Source organism: Bradyrhizobium archetypum (assembly GCF_013114835.1).
GTDB classification, from domain to species: domain Bacteria; phylum Pseudomonadota; class Alphaproteobacteria; order Rhizobiales; family Xanthobacteraceae; genus Bradyrhizobium; species Bradyrhizobium archetypum.
The window spans coordinates 34,809-53,419 of record NZ_JAAVLW010000009.1 but is presented as its reverse complement, the minus strand read 5'-3'; the positions used below and the strand labels follow the sequence as shown (position 1 = coordinate 53,419).

Genomic DNA, 18,611 nt, shown 5'->3' with positions numbered 1-18,611 from the left:
ATGCGTTCGCTCTGGCTACAAGTGGCGGCCGTTACCGCCATCAATCTCAAAAGCATCACGCAGCGACGCTGGCTCTCGCTCTCGACGGTGATTGCGATCGCGCTGGTGGTGATCGTGCTGCTCGCTTTCCTGGCGATGGCCAACGGCTTCCAGCGCACCATCGCGGGCTCCGGCGCCGACGACATCGCGATCGTGCTGCGGGCCGGCTCGCAGGCCGAGATCAACAGCACGGTGAGCCGCGATCAGGTGCGGCTGATCGAGGATGGTCCCGGGATTGCGCGCGGCAGCGACGGCAAGCCGCTGATCTCGCCGGAACTCTATCTCGTGGTCGACGGCATCAAACGCACCACCAAGACCAAGGCCAACCTGCCGCTGCGCGGGATCGGCGAACAGGGCTCCGAATTGCGCAAGGGCATCAACATCACCGCGGGCCGCATGTTCAACCGCGGCAGCAACGAGGTGGTGGTCGGTAAAGCGCTGCTGCGGGAGTTCGAAGGGCTGGATCTCGGCTCTACTGTATCGTTCGGCGCCACGCGCTGGAATGTCGTCGGCGTGTTCGAGGCCGGCGGCAGCGTGTTCGAATCCGAAATCTGGGCCGATCTCAGCGTGGTGCAGAGCCTGTTCAACCGCAACAACATCGTCCAGACCGTGCGCGCGCGCCTCACCGGGCCGGCCGCACTGAATGAGTTGAAAAGCTACAGCGACAACGATCCGCGGCTGAAGCTCGATGTCAAATCCGAAGCAGCCTATTTCGCCGAACAGGCATCGCAGACCTCCGACCTGATTCAGAAGCTCGGCTGGCCGCTCGCGATCGCGATGGCGCTCGGTGCGATCGCCGGCGCGCTCAACACGATGTATTCGTCGGTCGCGTCGCGGGCGACGGAAATCGCAACGTTGCGCGCCATCGGTTTCGGCGGCTTCCCCGCCTTTGTCGGGACGCTGGCCGAATCGCTGCTGCTCGCCGTCATCGGCGGCCTGTTGGGTGCCGCCGCAACCTACCTGATCTTTGATGGCGTCACGGCCTCGACGCTTGGCGGCAACTTCACGCAAGTGGTGTTCGACTTCAAGCTCAGTCCCTGGCTGATCGCCGAGGGCGTGATGCTCGCGCTGATCGTGGGCTTGATCGGCGGATTGTTTCCGGCGCTGCGGGCCGCGCGATTGCCGATCGTCGAAAGCCTGTACGCGAACTGAACTTTCTAATCCCCAGGATGCCGGCAAGCGCGTTTCGCGGGCTTGCCGGCCGCGCACGTCGATGGCTATTCAGGCCGGCCCCGCTCGCCAACCCATTTCCCAGAAATCTGCCTCGAGCCGGGCGGCTTCCTTGAAGATTGCGATCAGTTCGGCATGGCGGGCCGGCGTGACGTAGCGTTCGGCGAGACTATCCAAGTGCGCCCGCGCATTCGCTGCGACCGCCTGGTACGGCGCACCGGCATATTCGGCGATCCAGACGCGATAGGGATTCGTCGTAGCGCTCGCATTGGGCCGCGCGGCGAGCCGCGTCGCGATCTCGGCGTAGCCGATAACGCAGGGCGCCAGCGCCACTTTGAGCGCCAGCAGATCGCCGCGCATCCCCGCATCGAGCACATAGCGTGTATAGGCCAGTACCTCGACCGCCGGCGCGGCTCGTTCGAGGTCGTCCGGCGACAGGCCCCAGCCGGCGCAGAGCTCCACATGCAGGTTCATCTCGACATCGAGAATCGCCGAGAGGCCTGTCGCCGCTTCGCGCATGTCCGCGAGCCCGGGCGACTTGTAGACGGCGAGCGCGTAAGCGCGGGCAAACTCGATCAGGAACAGGTAGTCCTGAACGAGGTAGTGACGAAACGCCGCTTCGGGGAGCGAGCCATCCGCCAAGCCGTCCGTAAAGGGATGCTCGGTGTAGGCGCGCCACTCCGCGGACGCTTCTTTTTTCAGACGCTCGAAGAAACTCACGATCCCTCGCCGGACCAGCCCTCCAGGGTAACGCTACCACCAATAGTAGCTTGATTTGGACTTGGCCACAGTTCCTCTGGCATGACTTGCCTATTCTCCCTTGAGGCCGGTGGCGCGGATCAATTCGCCCCATTTGCGCGTCTCATCATTGACGAACTTTCCGAAATCGGCGGCGGTGCCAGGGCGCGCTTCCAGCCCCTGGGCGAGCAGCTTCTGCTTCACCTCAGGATCGGCGAGCGCGCGAATGATCTCCTCCTGCATCCGCCCGACGATCGGCTCCGGTGTGGCCGATGGCGCCATGAAGCCGAACCAGCCGGAAGCGACCACGTTGGGAAAGCCCTGCTCGCGCAAGGTCGGCGCGTCCGGATAGATCGCGCTGCGCTCGGCGGAAGCGACGCCGAGCACGCGAAAATCGCCGCTGCGGATGTGCGGTAGCGCGGTGCTGATCGCGGTCAATGTGGCATCGACCCGGCCGGCGAGCAGTTCGGTGTAGGCCATCGCATCGCCGCGGTATTGCACGTTGAGGCCTTTGAGGCCGGCGTCCCTCAGCCACAGCTCGGCTGCCAGATGCGGCTGCGACCCCGCGCCCGGAGAGGCAAAGGTCAGCCCGTCCGCCTGCGACTTGCCGTGCTCGATCAGCTCCTGCAGGCTCTTGAAGTTCGCCTTGGCGTTGACGATCAGGAAGAGCGGCGCCATGGCCGCCATCGCCACCGGCTGCAGATCCTTGCGCTCGTATTTCAATTTTCCGAACAAGGCTTCGGCGGTGGCAAAAGGCGCGGCCGCATAGAGGAAGGTGTATCCATCCGGCGCCGCGCGCGCGACCAGTTCGTTGGCGATGCGGGTGCCCGCCCCCGGCTTGTTCTCGACGATGAACTGCTGGTTGAAGCTGCGGCCGAACTGCTCGGCGAGAATGCGCAACGAGATGTCGTTGGCCCCGCCGGCACCATAGGGGGAGATCAGCCGCACCAGGCGGGACGGCCAATCGCCCTCGGCAAGCGCCTCGAAACCGGAGTTTGCGGCAAAGCCCGCAGCGATAGTCCCGAGCAGGGTTCGTCGCGTAACTTTCATGAATGCCTCCCGGGAATGCAGGACCGTCTGAAAGTGCGGCGTAACCCGGCGTATCCCGTTCCGTCCCATTTTTCATCGAGCCGCATGGCGCGATCTCGAGATCGCTGCGCCCTTCGTCTTGTCGAGGCCGCAACGATAGAGACGCGCCTTCTATCGAACAATGTGTATTTTTTGACCGATTGATAAGCTTGTCCTATGAAACGACGCTGCGGGGAGCGCGAGCGATGGCGATGGATGTGACACTGCGGCAGTTGCGCGCCTATCTCGCCGTGCTTGATGCCGCGAGCTTCTCGGAGGCCGCCAGGGCGATGCACCTGTCGCAGGCCGCGCTCTCGGGCCTGATCAAAGAGCTCGAAAGCCGCGTCGGCGTCCGCCTGCTCGACCGCACCACGCGCAAGGTTTCCCCCTCGGCGGTCGGCGAGACCTTTGCCCCGATGGCGCGGCGCGTGCTTTCGAATCTCGACGAGGCACTGGAGAGTCTCACTAATCTCAAGGAGCTGCGTCGCGGGCTGGTGCGCGTCGCAGCGCCCGAAACGCCATCCTGCACGCTGCTGCCCGAACTGATCGCCGCCTACAACGACAGCCTTCCCGGCGTCGATGTCCGCTTCGACGATGTGCCGATCCAGGAGGTGCTGGCGGGCCTGCAGAACGGCTCTATTGACATCGGCTTCGGACCGGCCGGCGTCGTTCCCGATCAATCCGTCGAAGTGAATATGATCTGCGCCGATCCGCTCTGGGTGGCGTTGCGCGGCGATGATCCCCTGGCGAAAGGCAAATCGGTGAATTGGAAAGACTTGCACGAGCGGCCGCTGCTCAACTACATGCCCAACATCGCCATCAACGTGCTGAGCCACGTGCCGCCCCGGCATCATCCCAAAGAATTGGTGCCGGTGCACCGGGTGAACACCGCGCTCTCGATGTTGCGGGTGCGACAGGGCGCGGTGATCTGCCCATCGATGGCGGAGCCGCTGGTGCGCGGCTTCGGGTTGAGATTCCTGCCGCTCACGCAACCCACCGTCAAATGGAAGATTGCAATGTTCGTGCGGAACAGCGCATCGCTCTCGCCTGCCGTGGAGAGTTTTCGCGACTTCACGCTCGATTTCAGCCCGAACTGGGCGAATGTCGGAAGCGAGCGCCGCCGTGCGAGCGAAAGACGAAAGCGCGTCTAGCGAAGAGCGTTGCGCGTAAGTCGCTGCTTCGCACGGAGAAATTCGCGACATCGGACGCGGCAGCGCGCGCCTGGAGCAAACATCCAACGATTGCATTTGCGATGATGACAAACCGAATACTCGGCAGTAGCCTCCTCCCAAATATAAAACATACGGGAGGAGTGGCATGCCAGACGCAGCGGTCGCAGCACGTTCTTCTGAAACGACAAACAGCGGCACGACGCAACAGGTCGATGTCGCCGTGGTCGGCGCCGGATTTGCCGGCCTTTACCTCCTGCATCGTTTGCGCAAGGCCGGCTTCTCGGCGGTCGTGATCGAAGAGGCCGGCGACGTCGGCGGCACCTGGTACTGGAACCGCTATCCCGGCGCACGCTGCGATATCCAGACCATCGATTACAGCTACACGTTCGATCCCGAGCTGGAGAGCGCGTGGCAATGGTCGGAGAAATACGCCACCCAACCGGAAATCCTCCGCTACCTCGGCTTCGTCGCCGACCGATACGATCTTCGGCGCGACATCCGCTTTAACACCAAGGTCACGGCGGCCAATTGGAATGAGACCACACAGCGCTGGCAGCTCACCACGAGCAACGGCGCCGGCGTGTCTTGCCGCTATTACATCATGGCGACCGGCTGCCTATCCACACCCAAGCCGCCGGAGGTCGACGGCGTCAAGGACTTCAAGGGCGAGGTCTATTTCACCGGCCGCTGGCCGCATGACGAGGTCACGCTTGCCGGCAAGCGCATCGCCGTCATCGGCACGGGATCGTCGGGCATCCAGTCGATCCCGCTGCTCGCCGAACAGGCGGCGCATCTCACCGTGTTTCAGCGCACGCCGAATTTCGCCCTGCCCGCCCATAACGGCCCGGCGCCGGCGGACCGCCTCACGATGCTGCAGGGCGACCGCGCTGCCTATCGCGAGCAGGCGCGCTGGTCGCTCGCGGGCGTCCCCTATCCGCAGCAAATGGCGGTGAGCTGGCAACTAACCGACGCCGAGCGCCGCGAGCGGTTCGAGCAGGCGTGGGCCGCCGGCGATCTTGTCCATATCCTGACCCAGCTCTGGGCCGACCAGGGCGTCGACGTCGACGGCAACAAGCTGCTTGCCGATCTGATCCGCGAGAAAATCCGAGAGATCGTCAAGGACCCGGAGACGGCCGAAGCGCTGACCCCGCGCGACCACCCGTTCGGCGCCAAGCGTCCCTGCCTCGATACCAACTACTACGCCACCTACAACCGCCCCAACGTCACGCTGGTGAATTTACGGCAGGAGCCGATCACGGAGATCACGGCTTCCGGCGTCAAGACCGACAAGCGCACATTCGACGTCGACATGATCGTGTTCGCGACCGGCTTCGACGCCATGACCGGCGCCATCAGGGCGGTGCACCCGATCACCGGACGCGACGGCAAATCGCTGTCCGACGTCTGGGCCAACGGTCCGCAGACCTATCTCGGGCTCACGGTGGCCGGCTTTCCCAATCTGTTCCTGATCACAGGCCCCGGAAGTCCATCGGTGCTGTCCAACATGGCCGTCTCTATCGAGCAGCATGTCGACTGGGTGGTCGACCGGCTGGCGGCGATGCGCGAGGCCGGCTTCACCACCATTGACGCAACCGAGACGGCGCAGGCCGGCTGGGCGCAGCACATGGCCGACTGCTCGATGCTGACGCTGCATCGGCTCGCCAACACCTGGTACACCGGCGCCAACGTTCCCGGCAAGGCGCAGGGCGTAATGCCGTACACAGGCGGTGTCGGTTCCTATCGCAGCATCTGCAACGAGGTCGTCGGCCGCGGCATGCTCGGCTTCCGGCTGACCGGCCCGAACGTTGCTGAGCAATGCAACGACGGCCAGGTCGTTCGCCTGCAACCGGACGTGCGGCTCGTCCTCGGCATGCTGGCGGAGATGAACCTCCCGGCGATCGAGTCGCTCGGGGTGCAGGGCGCGCGCGACTTCCTCACCGAGTTCAACAAGAGCCGTCCCGCCGGCCGTCCTGTCGGCGAGGTCGGCGACGGCGTGCTGCACGGCGCCGATGGTCTGCTGCAGTATCGCCTGTACCGGCCGGCAACATCAGGGCCGCATCCGATCGTGGTCTATTTCCACGGCGGCGGCTGGGTGCTCGGCGACGAGCAATCCGACGATCCGTTCTGCCGCGACATCTGCCGCCGCAGCGGCATGATCGTCGTCAGCGTCGGCTACCGCCACGCGCCCGAACATCGCTTCCCAGCGGCAGCCGAAGACGGCTATGCGGCGACGCGCTGGATCGCCGAGCATGCGGCCGAGCTCGGTGGCCGGCCGGGGCCGGTGCTGGTCGCGGGCTGGAGCGCCGGCGCCAACATCGCCGCTGTCACCTGCCAGCTCGCGCGCGACCGCGGCGGTCCGGAGATCGCGGGCCAATTGCTGGTATGCCCGGTCACCGATTGCAGGTTCGACCGTCCATCCTACACCGACAATGCGATCGGCTATTTCCTGACGCGCGCGCTGATGTTCTGGTTCTGGGACATCTATTGTTCGCCCGCGGACCGTACCGATCCGCGCGCCTCGCCCCTGCGCGGCAATTTGGCAAACCTGCCGCCGGCGTTCGTGGCGACCTGCGAGTTCGATCCGCTGCGCGACGAAGGCATCGAATATGCCGAAGCGCTGGCCGCCGCCGGCGTGCCGGTCGAGCAGTTGCAGGCGCGCGGTCACATCCACTCGTCGCTGATGATGGTGGATGTGGTGATCACCGGCGTCAGCAGCCGCGCGAAGATGGCGAAAGCGCTGCGCGCTTTCGCCGGATTGCCGCGCAAGCTGGAGGAGAGCGAGCAGGATATCGCGCCGATTGCCGTCAACGCCGCTGCCGGCTGACGCGCGAGGCAATGCGACCGTTTGGCTGCATGCAGGGAGACTGCAAGGTCGTGCAAGGAGAGCGCCGATGGCGACGACAGCGGAGCAAGCGTCACCCTGGCTCCAGGGACGAACGTTCACGTCCTGGCGAGAAGAGTTCGACCAGCGCGGTTACCTGATCTTCGAACGCGTTCTTGCGCCGGATCGCGTTGCGGAAATCCGGGCAGCGCTGGCGCCGCATCTGGCGCGCGATCTATTCGGTCGCAACGACTTTGAAGGCACCAGAACGAACCGGGTCTACGCTCTCCTGGCGAAATCCCCGGTTTTTGCGGAGCTCGTGATCCACCCGCTCGCCCTGGCCTTTGTCGAAGCCGAGCTCGGTGAGAGCTGCCTGCTGTCTGCCCTGCTCGCAATCAACCTGCATCCCGGTGAAACCGTGCAGCCTTGGCACTTCGACGACAGCGGCATCAAGATTTCCCGGCCCCGCCCTGCCCTCGGCATCAGCACGTTCTGGGCGATCGATGATACGACCGAACAAAACGGCTCCACGGAAATCATCCCGGGAAGCCATTTATGGGACGGACAGTATATCGAGGGCGCCGTGAAGCCGGCTCACTTCACCAACGAGGCCGATCATGAGGACGGCGACCGACCGGATGCCACCAAGCTGACCATGCCGTCCGGCTCGCTCGCCATCGCCAAGGGAACGCTCTGGCACCGTGGCGGCGCCAACCGATCAGACCGGCCGCGTTTGATCGTCACCCCGCAATATTGCGTCGGCTGGGTGCGACAGTTGGAGAACATGGCGCTCGCCGTCCCGGCCGAGATCGCCAGCAAATTGCCCGAGCGCGTACGCGAGTTGATCGGCTATTCGATCCATCCGCCGTTCATGGGCTATGTCGACGGCGTTCACCCGAAGCGGTTGCTGCGGACGCAGTGAGCATAATAAAGCGAGCTGGACCATTAGGGGATCGTCCCGGCAATATCAATGTGATCCGTCTCCCTGAGGCGACTGTACGCAGCGCGATCTCAGGCAGCCGGGCCTGCATCCATCTGCGCATACAATTGCGCGACATAAGGGTCCTCTATATCGAGCGCTTCCAGTTGCGTCGCCAGTTGCACGAGGTATTCGCGGTTGGTGCCGAGGACGCCTTTTCCACTTGCGATCATGCGCGCGGTTTCGGCGAGCGGCAGTTCGCCGACGCCAATCCAAACCGCGAACGCTTCGCAGGTCTTTATTTCATGGCCTGACCAAGATTTTAGGATCTCGCCACGCGGAAGGCGATGCACAGAGGTTACCCGCCATTTCGACAATCGGGGTAGCCAGTTCCCGTGCTGCCATAGCCCAGCGATATCTGGTCTAGATCGGCAAAGAGGCACTCATAGCGCGGCTCGAGATAGTCGTCGCAGACCTGCATGCGCCAGTGGCCGGTCCTGCTCTCCCGGTTGCGCATGAGTTCGCGCGCGACGGCATGGGCATGCGCCCGCGCGCCGGCCTCGTCGGCAAATTCCTGGCCCTCGGTATCTGGATAGGTGTGATGGCCCGCTTTCAGGATAAAATAGAACAGCGGCATGAATCCTCCTGTGCGGGAACGCTTCGGTCGATCACGAAGGTTTTCGAAACCGCCTAACCCGGACTCCTTAACTCGCGGTCCCCGCGCTCTTTTCAAATAAATTTCACAAGCTGATTCTTGTTCCTGACCAACATTGTCAGGGAAAGATGCGACGGTATGGATTGCTGCTACTTGAAACGAACGCTTGTGTACTGATCAAGGTATGCGTGTCAGATGCATCTGTGTCTACTGGCGTCGGCTTCAGCCGGCGGGAACATCTGCTGATAGTGGGACCGAACCACATCATCGCATTCGCAGGCCCGCTTCCGTATCTGTTCGATATCGATGACGTGGAGCCGTCCCCGGCTGTAGGAGATCAGACCGGCGGCCTGCAATGCACCGGCCACCGTCGTCACGCTGGTGCGCCGCACGCCCATCATCCCGGCAAAGAACTCCTGCGTCATCAGCAGATCGGCGCCGACCAGGTCGTGCATCCGCGACAGCCATTTGCAGGTGCGCGCCTCAATGTCATGGACCGCGTTGCAGGCCGCGGTCTGTTGAACCTGTGCAACAAAGAACTGCTCGTACTTCGTCAGCAATGCCTTGAAGTCGGGCAGTTCGCCGGCCAAGGTGCGCAGCCTGTCCGCCGCCATGACGGAAGCCCTGCCGGCAATCTGGACGGCGACGAGGTTAAGCGACACCTTGTCGTCAAGCGCCTGACTCGCGCCAAAGACGCCGTCATTTCCGATCATGCCGGTCTCAATCATGCCGCCATCGGCCAGTTCGACGACGCAGGAGATGATGCCTGAATGCGGAAAATAGACTCGCTGGATATGTCGATGGGGCTCGGCAAGCACCTCCGCGGCGGAGAGTTCGACCACTGACAAATGCGGCACGACACGAGCAAAGGTTGCTAATGCAAGTCGGCCCAGCAGCAAGTTGGAGCCGTGTGGCATTTGTTGTGCTCTTGCCTGGCAATTGACGCGACAGTTCTGAGCCCACTGACGCCACGCGAACCAGGCGCCGGTGACCGAGAAAACATTGCGCCGCGCCGCCGATAATTCAAGCCAAATTTTGTCAACCGTCGGGGACCTGAGGACTGCGGCTTCTGCCGGAGGAAACCCTTATCTGCCGCAAGTCCTTCCTCCATAGACGAATTTCGCCTAGAACGGCGATCGATCAGCCGATGTCCGATCGAGTGCACCGGCCACGTAACCATAATAACCAGGGCGAAGCCGATGCGCGACCAGTTCTCCAGCAACCAGCAAGTCCGCAAGCCGGCGGTCACCTCCAACGGCGGCATCGTCGCTGCGCAATCGAGTCGAGCGGCACAGGTCGGCGCCGAAGTCCTGGCCGCAGGCGGCGACTGCGTCGATGCTGTTATCGCGACCACGTTTGCGCTTGGCGTGCTCGAGCCCTGGATGAGCGGGCTCGGCGGCGGCGGCGCGATGGTACTCTACCGCGCGCGCGAAGATCGCTATGAGGTGATCGACTACGGCATGCGCGCACCGCGGAGCCTGAACCCTGCAGATTATCCGCTGACCGGCGGTGGCGCGGCTTCCGACATCTTCCCCTGGCCGCGCGTGAAGGACGACCGCAACATTCACGGTCCCGGCTCGATCGCGGTGCCCGGCGTGGTCGCCGGCATGGAGGAGGCCCACCGCCGCCACGCCATGCTGCCGTGGAATGAATTGTTGGCGCCGAGTGTCAGGCTCGCCGGCGAAGGTCTCGCGGTCGACTGGTGGACCACGGTGATGATTTCCAGCGCGGCGGCGGATCTCAGGCGCTATCCCGCCAGCGCCGCCGCGTACCTGTTGGATGGGCTTCCGCCGAACCCGCAATGGGGCATCAGGTCGATCGTCCGCATGCCGCAGGACAGGCTCAAGGCCACGATGGCGCAGCTTGCCAGCGCTGGGCCACGCGATTTCTACGAAGGTGATCTGGCGAAGAGCCTGGCCGCCGATATCCAGGCGTCCGGCGGCGCGCTGTCGGTCGAGGACCTCGCGCCATTCCGCGCGCACCTGCGTGAACCGCTGGTTATCCCCTATCGCGGCGGCAAAGTGTTCGCGACGCCCGAGCTCACCGCAGGCCCGACGCTGTCGCGTACGCTCGGTCTGCTGCAAAAGGACCTTGCGCCCGCGCGCGGCGGACCGGATGCGGCGGCCTATGCCGCCTTTGCATCGGCATTGCAGGCCGCCTATCGCGAACGCCTCAAGGACATGGGAGACGAAGACGGCCGGCGCTCGCTCGGTGCGGAAACGCTTGCGCCGGCTTGCACCACGCATTTTTCGGCGGTCGATCGCGAGGGCAACATGGCGGCGGTGACGCAGACGCTGTTGTCGACCTTCGGTTCCAAATTCGTGTCAGGGCAGACCGGTATCACCATGAACAACGGCATCATGTGGTTCGACCCGACGCCGGGCACGCCGAATTCGCTGGCGCCGGGCAAACGCTGCCTCACCAACTACACGCCGGTGCTGGCGCAGGCGAGCGACGGACGCCGCGTGGCGGTCGGCGCCTCCGGTGGCCGGCGCATCCTGCCTGCGGTCAGCCAGCTTCTCTCCTTCGTGATGGACTATGGGATGGACCTCGATGCCGCAATCCATCAGCCGCGCATTGACGCCAGCGAAGGCGCGGTCGTGATCGGCGACGCGCGCCTGCCGCAAGCCGCGCGCGAGGCATTGCGCGCTCGCTTCGACTACGAGGAAGCCCGCATCCAGGCGCTGCCGATGAAATTCGCCTGCCCCAGCATCGTAATGCGCAACGGCGAAACCAACAGCGGCGCCACCGAGCCATTCCACGCCTGGAGCGAGGCGGTGGCGGAGAGGTGAGGCGCCCGAGATGACGGGAATAACGCGAACGGCTCGGACAACAAAAAGTGCGGCAACCAGGTGCCGCACTTTTTCTCGATCACGGGTCTGAAAGCGCCAGCGCGACGTACCTACCGTGTCTGCGGCTCAAGCGTTACCATGCAATCAGCGCCGCCTTGCGCAGAGACCACGATCTGTCCGTCCGGCGCGCCCAACGGGATCGGCGCCGTGGATACGCCACCGGGCATGCGCACGGTCACGCTGATGGATTCCTGCTGCGCGGTCGAGCCGACCGTTTGCGGCGTCACTTCGGTGACGTTGCCCGCGGCGTCGCGGCGCATGATGCGGCAGGGCGCGCTGCCGCCGGCGGCCATCGTGCCGGTCCCGCCGGTCGCCGTGCCAGTGCTGGTGCCGCCGCCGGCCGCGCGAATACGCGACGCATCGCGCGGAATCTGACTCACGATTCGATGCGTGCGCGGCTCGACGATCACGATGTCCTCTTCGGTCGTGAAGTAGTCATAGTCGCGATATGCAGGCTCGATCGAAACGATTTCAGGCGGCAGACGATGCACCCGCACGTCCCGAGGCAACGTTTCACCGACGTGGATCGAGATGTTGAGATTGCGCTCGGGCGGCGCCAGCCGCTCGCGTGTCAAGGTCTGGGAAATGCGCTCCTGCTTTTCGACGGAGATGCCGGACTGCTGACCGGTTTGCGTTTGTCCGGTCTGGCTCTGCGTCGTCTGGCTTTGGTTGGTCTGGGTGGTCGAGGTACCTGGCGCGGTCTGCGCGTTCGTTGACGGCTGCGTGCGCGAGGTGTCGGTCGCGGTCGACGGCCGATTCGCATCCTTGCCCTGCTCAGCGGCGCCCTTGGAGCCTTCACGCTGATCGCGGCCGGTGTCTTTCTGGACGTCTTTTTGAACGTCTTTCTGGCCCGTGCCCTCGCGCTCCTTCTGGGCGGTCGTTCCTTCCTTGCCCTTGTCGGATTCGGCGTGCGATTTTTCCCGATCACTGTCGCGCTTCATCTCGGCGCTGCCCTTGCCGCTGTCTTTGGCGTCCTTGCCTTCACGTGCCGTCTGCGCGTCGCGGCCTCCCTGGCGGGAATCCTGCGCACGCTCGCCGGACTTTGCATCGTCGCCGCGGCCGCGCTTGCTGTCGTCGGCGGCGGCTGCCGGGCGCTCGGATGATGGCGCGGCCTTGCCTCTCTCCTCAGTTTGCCGGGAACCGGCGCCTCTTTCCTCACGGCCTGCGGCGCCTTGCGTCCTTTGTTCCGCAGCCGGTCCACGTTCCTGCGCTCGCTCGCCACCGCGTTCCTGCGATGCCCCGCCTCTGCCAGAATCGCTGGGCCGCATCTGTTTCTGCTCTTCGCCTCTTGCGCCGGGCGCCTGGCCGTAGGAAACGGCGGGCGCCAGCATCAGGCAGATAATTCCAGTCGACAATAATAGCTGCTTGCGCATGTGAAACTTCCTCCGTATGGGCGTCACGCAAGCGAACGCTCGCCGATGCTGGAGGTTCCAGGCCCGCCGCTTCGATATGTCGTTCGATGAAGTCCGCGATCGCCGCGTCGCTACGTTCCCAGCCGGTCCCGCAACCTTCCCATCAGCACGGCGGCAGTGACGCCGAGCGGCCAGAAGGCGTGCAACGCCATCGGCTTGATGCCGGTGATGGGCATGTCGATTTCGGCATTCTTTCCGCCGATGAGGCGGCGCGCCAGTTGCGCGCCCATCGCGGTCGAAAGCGCGACACCTCGGCCGTTGCAACCGAGCGAGATCAACAGATTCTCCACCGGCTCATGCACATGGGGATAATGATCCGGCGTAATCGCGAGCCGGCTGTTCCAGCCGTGCGTCCAGCTCACGCCCTTCAATTGCGGCCATAGGCGCTCCGCATAGCGGATGAGATAGGCAACTTCGGCCGGCTTGCTGATCCAGCGCATCGGCCCGCGCCCGCCCATCAACAGGCGATTGTGCGCATCGATCCGATAGTACACTGTGATGTGGCCGCTCTCGTACAACGCCGAGCGCGTCGGCATGATCTCGCGCGCGACCGCCTGGGATAAAGGCGCGGTGGCGGTGATCGACGAGAATACCGGCACGATGCTGCGGCGGAGCGCCGGCCAAAGATCATCGGTGAAGCCGTTGGTTGCCAGCAGCACCTTGTCGGCGCGCACGATCCCGCGCGGCGTCGCAACGCGCCAATGCGCGCCTTCTCGCGACAAGGAGAGCGCCGGCGTCTCGCCATGGACGGCGGCACCGGCCGCGATCGCAGCGCGCGCCAGCCCGCGCGCGTAACTCAAGGGATGCAGGTCGCCGCCGCGATTGTCCAGCATGGCGCAGAGATAGCGATCGGTGCCGGTCATCTCGCGGATCTGCTCGCTGTTCAACAGCGTCACCGGCATGCCGAGGCGGATGCATTGCTTTGCCGTGTTTTCGATTCCCGCTGCGCTTGCTTCATTGTAAGCTGCGCGCAGCGTGCCGTTCTGCCGCGCGTCGCAGGGAATCTGGTAACGGCGGATCAGATCGAACGTGTAGTTCGTGGTGCCGTAGGCGAAAGCGATCATGCGGCCGCCAAGCTCGGCACCAAAATCGGCCTCGATCTGGTCGGGGTCGTGCTTGAGCCCTGGATTGACCTGGCCGCCATTGTTGCCCGAGGCGCCCCAGCCCGGCTGTTGCGCTTCCAATACGGCGACATCGACGCCCTGCTCGGCCAGATGCAGCGCGGTGGAAAGCCCGGTGAAACCGCCGCCGATGATCGCGACCGAAACCTTCTTGTCGGCGGCAAGCGGCGGCGTCGGTATGGGCGCGACCGCCGTATCGGCGTAAAGGCTTGGCGGCAGCGGCAATTGGACAGGCGCATTCATGCTGGCAAACTCAGAGCGGATGCAGCACGCGCCGCAAGAAATCCTGCGTGCGCGCATGCTGCGGCTGGTTGAGGACCGATTTCGCCGCCCCCTGCTCGACGATCACGCCGCCGTCGATGAACAGCACGCGGTCGGCGACATCCCGGGCAAATCCCATCTCGTGGGTGACGACGACCATGGTCATGCCGTCGTCGGCAAGCTTGCGCATCACCGAAAGCACGTCGCCAACCAGTTCGGGATCGAGCGCCGAGGTCGGCTCGTCGAACAATATCGCCTTCGGCTGCATCGCGAGCGCCCGCGCAATCGCAACGCGCTGCTGCTGTCCGCCCGAGAGCTGCGGCGGATAGGCATCGGCCTTCTCCGCGAGTCCGACCTGCGCCAGCAGATCATGGCCGCGCTCAACCGCTTGCGCGTGTGGTTCTCGCTTCACATAGACCGGCCCTTCGATGACGTTTTCCAGCGCGGTCCGGTGCGGAAACAGGTTGAAGCGCTGAAACACCATCGAGACTTGGGTCCGGATCGCAATGATCGAAGCCGCATGGCGATCGACCCGCGCGCCCTCGACTAGGATGTCGCCGCTGTCATAGCTCTCCAGCCCGTTGATGCAGCGCAGGATGGTGGATTTTCCCGAGCCCGAGGGGCCGATGATGCAGACCACTTCGCCCTTCTCGACGGAGGCGGTGATGCCCTTGAGCACTTCGACCTTGCCGAAGCTCTTGTGAACGTTGGTAAGCTCGATCATTTCTGGCCCGCGCGCTTTTCGAAGTGACGGACCAGGAGAATGAGCGGAATGCTCATGGTGAGATACATCAATGCGACAAGCGTGAACACGCTGGTGTTCTTGAAGGTCGAGGATGCGATCAGCTTGCCCTGCAGCGCAAGTTCCGCAACCGTGATGGTCGAGGCTTGCGAGGAATCCTTCAGCATCATGATCATGATGTTGCCGTAGGGCGGCAGCACGATTCTAACCGCCTGCGGCAGCACCACGCGGCGCATGGTCTGCCACCAGCCCATGCCGATCGCCTGCGCTGCCTCGATCTGCCCCTTGTCGATGGCCTCGATGCCGGCGCGAAAGTTCTCGGCCTGGTAGGCCGAATAGGCGATACCGAGGCCGAGAATTGCAGCCTGCAGCGCGGTCAGCGTCAGGCCGAGTTCGGGCATCACGAAATAGAGATAGAACAACAGCACGATGATCGGGATGCCGCGGATGACGTTGATCAGCCCGGCGCTGAAGCCTGCGAAGACGCCGATGCCGGATACGCGCATCAAGGCCCAGACTAGGCCGAGCGTGGTCGACAGCAACAGCGAGCCGATCGTGACGATGATCGTCAGCGCCACGCCGCTCATCAGAATCGGCAGGAACTCGACCGCGTCGCGCCAGAAGGCTTGCATCAGGCACCCTGCGCCTTCAGGCCCCATTTATCGAGGATCTTTGCAACCGTGCCGTTCGCCTTCAGCTTCGCCAGCGAGGCGTTGATCTTGGCGAGAAGTTCGGTGTCACCCTTGCGTACGCCGATGCCGACCGAACCGATCGTGGTCGGCTTGTAGCTCTCGACGATACGTGCCTCGGGAAAACCGCCCTGCTTGAGATTGTAGGCAAGGATCGGATAATCGGCGAAGCCGGCCTTGAGGCGCCCGGCGTTCACGTCGCGCAGAATGTCGGGAATCGTGTCATAGGCCTTCACTTCGCTGAACAGGCCGGACTTCTTCAGCGCATCGACAAAGGCAGTCCCGACCTGCGCGCCGACCACCTCGCCCTTCAGATCCTCCTGCGTGGTGTAGACCTTGCTGTCGCTCTTCGGCACCAGGAGCCCCTCGCCATAGCTGTAGAATGGTTCGGAGAAATCGATCACTTCCTTGCGTGCCGGCGTGACGAACATCGCGGCCGAGATGATGTCGATCTTGTTCGAGGTGAGCGAGGCGATCAGCGTCGAGAACTGCATCGGCTCGATCTGCACCTTAAAGCCGGCATCCTTGCCGATCTCGGTGATCAGATCGACCATGATGCCTTGAATGCTGTTGGTCTTGGTGTCGAGGAAGGTGAAGGGCACGCCGGTCGGCGTCGAGCCCACCTTCAGCACCTGCTGCGCTGCTACCGGCATCGCAGCCGTGAGAACAAGGGCCACCATCGCGGCCTGAACGAGACGCTTCAGAGCCATCGCACCACCTCCCGATCTGAACGCCGCCCGAACTTTCGCCAACCTTAAAACCAAAGAGTTGCGGGCGATGCTGTTCGAGCCTATTTTCACCATTATGAAATTGTGGTCACACTTCGCCCGCCATTGCAAGTAATTTTCATGCACATGAAGGAAGCAGCCTGACGTGAGCGGAGGCAAGAGAATCAGGACGGCGGTACCCAAAGCCAAAGCGAAGGCCGCCGGAAGGGCCGTGCGCGGGCAGAAGGCGAAGTCCGCCGCAACGCCTGCCGAGCCGGCGATGGATCTCGCGGTCGGCCGCCGCATTCGCGATCTGCGCCGCGAGCACAAGCTTTCGCTGCAAACCATTGCGGCGCGGACCGATCTGTCGATCGGCTTTCTCAGCCAGATCGAGCGCGGCCTGTCGTCGCCGTCGCTGCGTGTGCTTGCCACGCTCGCCGACGTGCTTGGCGTCGGCATTGCCGCGCTGTTCGGCTCGAAGTCAGGCGATGATGCCACGTCCGGCGGTGTTGTGACGCGGCAATTGCAGCGCGCTGAACTGAAACTCTGGCGCACCGGCATCTCAAAGCAATTGCTGAGCCCGGCCGGAACGGAAAGCCGCCTCAACCTGTTTCTCGTGCACATGGAGCCAGGCGGCAACACCGGCGACGAGCTCTACACCCATGACGGCGAAGAGGCCGGCCTCGTGCTGGAAGGCGAGATGACGCTGACGGTGGACGCCGAGACCTGGACGTTGAAGCAGGGCGACAGTTTTCGGTTCGCCAGCCGCAGGCCGCACCGCTTTTCAAATCCGGCGGATGATACGAAAGCAGTGGTGCTGTGGGTGAACTGCGTGACGCAGGCGGGCTGAGTCAGCTTGTCGTTCCGGGGCGCCTCAGAGGCCAACCCGGAATCTCGAGATTCCGGGTCTGGTGCTTGCGCACCATCCCGGAATGACAGTGTTACCCAAACCGCTGATCGTACCGGCTCACATTGAGCTCGCGCACATCGATATCCGGCTTGCGTCCCGAGATCAGATCCGCCAGCACCCTTCCCGAGCCGCACGCCATGGTCCAGCCGAGCGTGCCGTGGCCGGTGTTGAGATACAGATTGCCATAGCGCGTGGCACCGATGATCGGCGGGCCGTCCGGGGTCATCGGGCGCAGGCCGCACCAGAAGCTCGCCTCGCGCAAGTCGCCGCCGTGCGGAAACATGTCAGACAGCGAGTGATCCAGCGTCGCGCGCCGCGCCGCGTCGAGCCGATCGGAATAGCCGGAGATTTCCGCGGTGCCGCCGACGCGGATGCGATCGCCCAGCCGCGTGATCGCGACCTTGTAGCTCTCATCCATCACAGTCGACACCGGCGCGCCGTCGGGATTGGTGACCGGCACCGTGATCGAATAGCCCTTCACCGGATAGACTGGAACGAAAATGCCGATGGGTTTGAGCAATCGCGGCGACCAGCTTCCGAGCGCCGCGACATAGGCGTCCGCCTGCAACAGGCCGTCGCCGGTGACGACGCCAGTGATCTTGTTGCCATCCGCAACCAGCCGGTCGATCCTGGTGTTGAACCTGAACTGCACGCCGAGCTTTGCCGCTTCCTGCGCCAGCGACTGTGTGAACATGTGGCAATCGCCGGTCTCGTCCTGCGGCAGGCGCAGCCCCCCGACGAACTTTTCCTTCACGTTCGCCAGCGCGGGTTCCGCGCCGATGCAGCCGCTGCGATCCAGGAGTTCGTACGGCACGCCGTACTGCTTGAGCACCGCGATATCGCCCCCGGTCGAATCGAGCTGCTTCTGCTTGCGGAAGAGCTGCAGCGTGCCGCGGCTGCGCTCGTCATATGCGATGCCGGTCTCGTCGCGCAGCGTGCGGAGGCAATCGCGGCTATATTCGGCGATCGGGATCATCCGGCTTTTGTTGATCGCGTAGCGCTCCGCCGTGCAGTTGCGTAGCATCTTGAGCATCCACAGCCACATCACGGGATCTAGCTTCGGCCAGATCACCAGGGGCCCGTGCCGCATCAAGAGCCATTTGATCGCCTTGACCGGCACGCCCGGGCCGGCCCAGGGCGAGGAATAGCCGGGCGAGACCTCGCCGGCATTGGCGAAGGAGGTTTCGAGCGCAGGCGCGCCCTGGCGGTCGACGACAACGACTTCATGGCCGGCACGCGCGAGATAATAGGCGGTCGTGACGCCGATCACGCCACTGCCGAGAACGATGACTTTCACGATCCCTCACGCATTTGCCGCGGCGACGTCGCCGCGGC

Annotated in this window: 17 protein-coding genes; 6 read left to right on the top strand and 11 right to left on the bottom strand. The window is 64.0% G+C overall.

The features are described from left to right. Complete coding sequence (locus HCN50_RS27035; protein ID WP_171712945.1) at positions 1 to 1,191, top strand: ABC transporter permease; 1,191 nt, start codon at positions 1 to 3, stop codon at positions 1,189 to 1,191. Between the two features lie 69 nt (positions 1,192 to 1,260). Here the strand turns inward: HCN50_RS27035 and tenA are convergent, their stop codons facing one another. Both tenA and HCN50_RS27025 read right to left on the bottom strand, forming a co-directional pair. Beyond that, the gene (tenA, locus tag HCN50_RS27030) at positions 1,261 to 1,929 is read right to left on the bottom strand and encodes a thiaminase II (RefSeq protein WP_171712944.1); all 669 of its coding nucleotides are present in this window, start codon (positions 1,927 to 1,929) and stop codon (positions 1,261 to 1,263) included. Between the two features lie 90 nt (positions 1,930 to 2,019). Next, the gene (locus tag HCN50_RS27025; protein ID WP_171712943.1) at positions 2,020 to 2,997 is read right to left on the bottom strand and encodes a Bug family tripartite tricarboxylate transporter substrate binding protein; all 978 of its coding nucleotides are present in this window, start codon (positions 2,995 to 2,997) and stop codon (positions 2,020 to 2,022) included. Positions 2,998 to 3,221: 224 nt separating this feature from the next. Between HCN50_RS27025 and HCN50_RS27020 the strand changes: the two genes are divergently transcribed. The 3 genes from HCN50_RS27020 (at position 3,222) to HCN50_RS27010 (ending at position 7,930) form a co-directional block, all read left to right on the top strand. After that, positions 3,222 to 4,166 carry a LysR family transcriptional regulator gene (locus tag HCN50_RS27020; protein ID WP_171712942.1) on the top strand — a complete coding sequence of 315 codons (945 nt, stop codon included), beginning with the start codon at positions 3,222 to 3,224 and terminating at the stop codon, positions 4,164 to 4,166. 166 nt (positions 4,167 to 4,332) lie between these two features. Beyond that, complete coding sequence (locus HCN50_RS27015; protein WP_171712941.1) at positions 4,333 to 7,011, top strand: flavin-containing monooxygenase; 2,679 nt, start codon at positions 4,333 to 4,335, stop codon at positions 7,009 to 7,011. 67 nt (positions 7,012 to 7,078) lie between these two features. Next, on the top strand, positions 7,079 to 7,930 hold the full coding sequence (locus HCN50_RS27010; protein ID WP_171712940.1) for a phytanoyl-CoA dioxygenase family protein: 852 nt from the start codon (positions 7,079 to 7,081) through the stop codon (positions 7,928 to 7,930). 89 nt (positions 7,931 to 8,019) lie between these two features. On the opposite strand, the gene HCN50_RS34835 is transcribed toward HCN50_RS27010, so the two are convergent. The 3 genes from HCN50_RS34835 to HCN50_RS26995 all read right to left on the bottom strand — a co-directional run bounded on the left by HCN50_RS34835 (position 8,020) and on the right by HCN50_RS26995 (position 9,499). Next, the gene (locus tag HCN50_RS34835) at positions 8,020 to 8,160 is read right to left on the bottom strand and encodes a gamma-glutamylcyclotransferase (protein ID WP_376700330.1); all 141 of its coding nucleotides are present in this window, start codon (positions 8,158 to 8,160) and stop codon (positions 8,020 to 8,022) included. 125 nt (positions 8,161 to 8,285) lie between these two features. After that, complete coding sequence (locus HCN50_RS27000; RefSeq protein ID WP_171712938.1) at positions 8,286 to 8,564, bottom strand: DUF6894 family protein; 279 nt, start codon at positions 8,562 to 8,564, stop codon at positions 8,286 to 8,288. Positions 8,565 to 8,773: 209 nt separating this feature from the next. Further along, positions 8,774 to 9,499, bottom strand: a complete 726-nt coding sequence (locus tag HCN50_RS26995) for a Crp/Fnr family transcriptional regulator (protein ID WP_171712937.1) — start codon at positions 9,497 to 9,499, stop codon at positions 8,774 to 8,776. A gap of 282 nt (positions 9,500 to 9,781) precedes the next feature. On the opposite strand from HCN50_RS26995, the gene HCN50_RS26990 reads away from it, so the two are divergent. After that, positions 9,782 to 11,374 (top strand): gamma-glutamyltransferase, encoded by a 1,593-nt coding sequence (locus HCN50_RS26990; protein ID WP_171712936.1) that lies wholly within the window; start codon positions 9,782 to 9,784, stop codon positions 11,372 to 11,374. Between the two features lie 110 nt (positions 11,375 to 11,484). On the opposite strand, the gene HCN50_RS26985 is transcribed toward HCN50_RS26990, so the two are convergent. From HCN50_RS26985 to HCN50_RS26965, 5 genes are all read right to left on the bottom strand, one after another. Then, positions 11,485 to 12,807 carry a DUF1236 domain-containing protein gene (locus HCN50_RS26985; protein ID WP_171712935.1) on the bottom strand — a complete coding sequence of 441 codons (1,323 nt, stop codon included), beginning with the start codon at positions 12,805 to 12,807 and terminating at the stop codon, positions 11,485 to 11,487. Between the two features lie 110 nt (positions 12,808 to 12,917). Continuing rightward, entirely contained in the window at positions 12,918 to 14,210 is a 1,293-nt protein-coding gene (locus tag HCN50_RS26980) for an NAD(P)/FAD-dependent oxidoreductase (RefSeq protein WP_171712934.1), read from the bottom strand. 10 nt (positions 14,211 to 14,220) lie between these two features. Next, positions 14,221 to 14,952: an amino acid ABC transporter ATP-binding protein gene (locus HCN50_RS26975; protein ID WP_171712933.1), complete on the bottom strand. Its 732-nt coding sequence runs from the start codon at positions 14,950 to 14,952 to the stop codon at positions 14,221 to 14,223. Next, positions 14,949 to 15,602: an amino acid ABC transporter permease gene (locus HCN50_RS26970; RefSeq protein ID WP_171712932.1), complete on the bottom strand. Its 654-nt coding sequence runs from the start codon at positions 15,600 to 15,602 to the stop codon at positions 14,949 to 14,951. The genes HCN50_RS26975 and HCN50_RS26970 overlap by 4 nt, the downstream gene beginning before the upstream one ends. Then, on the bottom strand, positions 15,602 to 16,369 hold the full coding sequence (locus HCN50_RS26965; RefSeq protein WP_171712931.1) for an ABC transporter substrate-binding protein: 768 nt from the start codon (positions 16,367 to 16,369) through the stop codon (positions 15,602 to 15,604). The genes HCN50_RS26970 and HCN50_RS26965 overlap by 1 nt, the downstream gene beginning before the upstream one ends. 163 nt (positions 16,370 to 16,532) lie before the next feature. Here HCN50_RS26965 and HCN50_RS26960 point away from each other — a divergent pair, with 163 nt between their 5' ends. Then, the gene (locus HCN50_RS26960) at positions 16,533 to 17,216 is read left to right on the top strand and encodes a cupin domain-containing protein (protein WP_376700327.1); all 684 of its coding nucleotides are present in this window, start codon (positions 16,533 to 16,535) and stop codon (positions 17,214 to 17,216) included. 91 nt (positions 17,217 to 17,307) lie between these two features. On the opposite strand, the gene HCN50_RS26955 is transcribed toward HCN50_RS26960, so the two are convergent. Continuing rightward, positions 17,308 to 18,573: a D-amino acid dehydrogenase gene (locus tag HCN50_RS26955; protein WP_171712930.1), complete on the bottom strand. Its 1,266-nt coding sequence runs from the start codon at positions 18,571 to 18,573 to the stop codon at positions 17,308 to 17,310. Between the last annotated feature and the right edge of the window lie 38 nt (positions 18,574 to 18,611).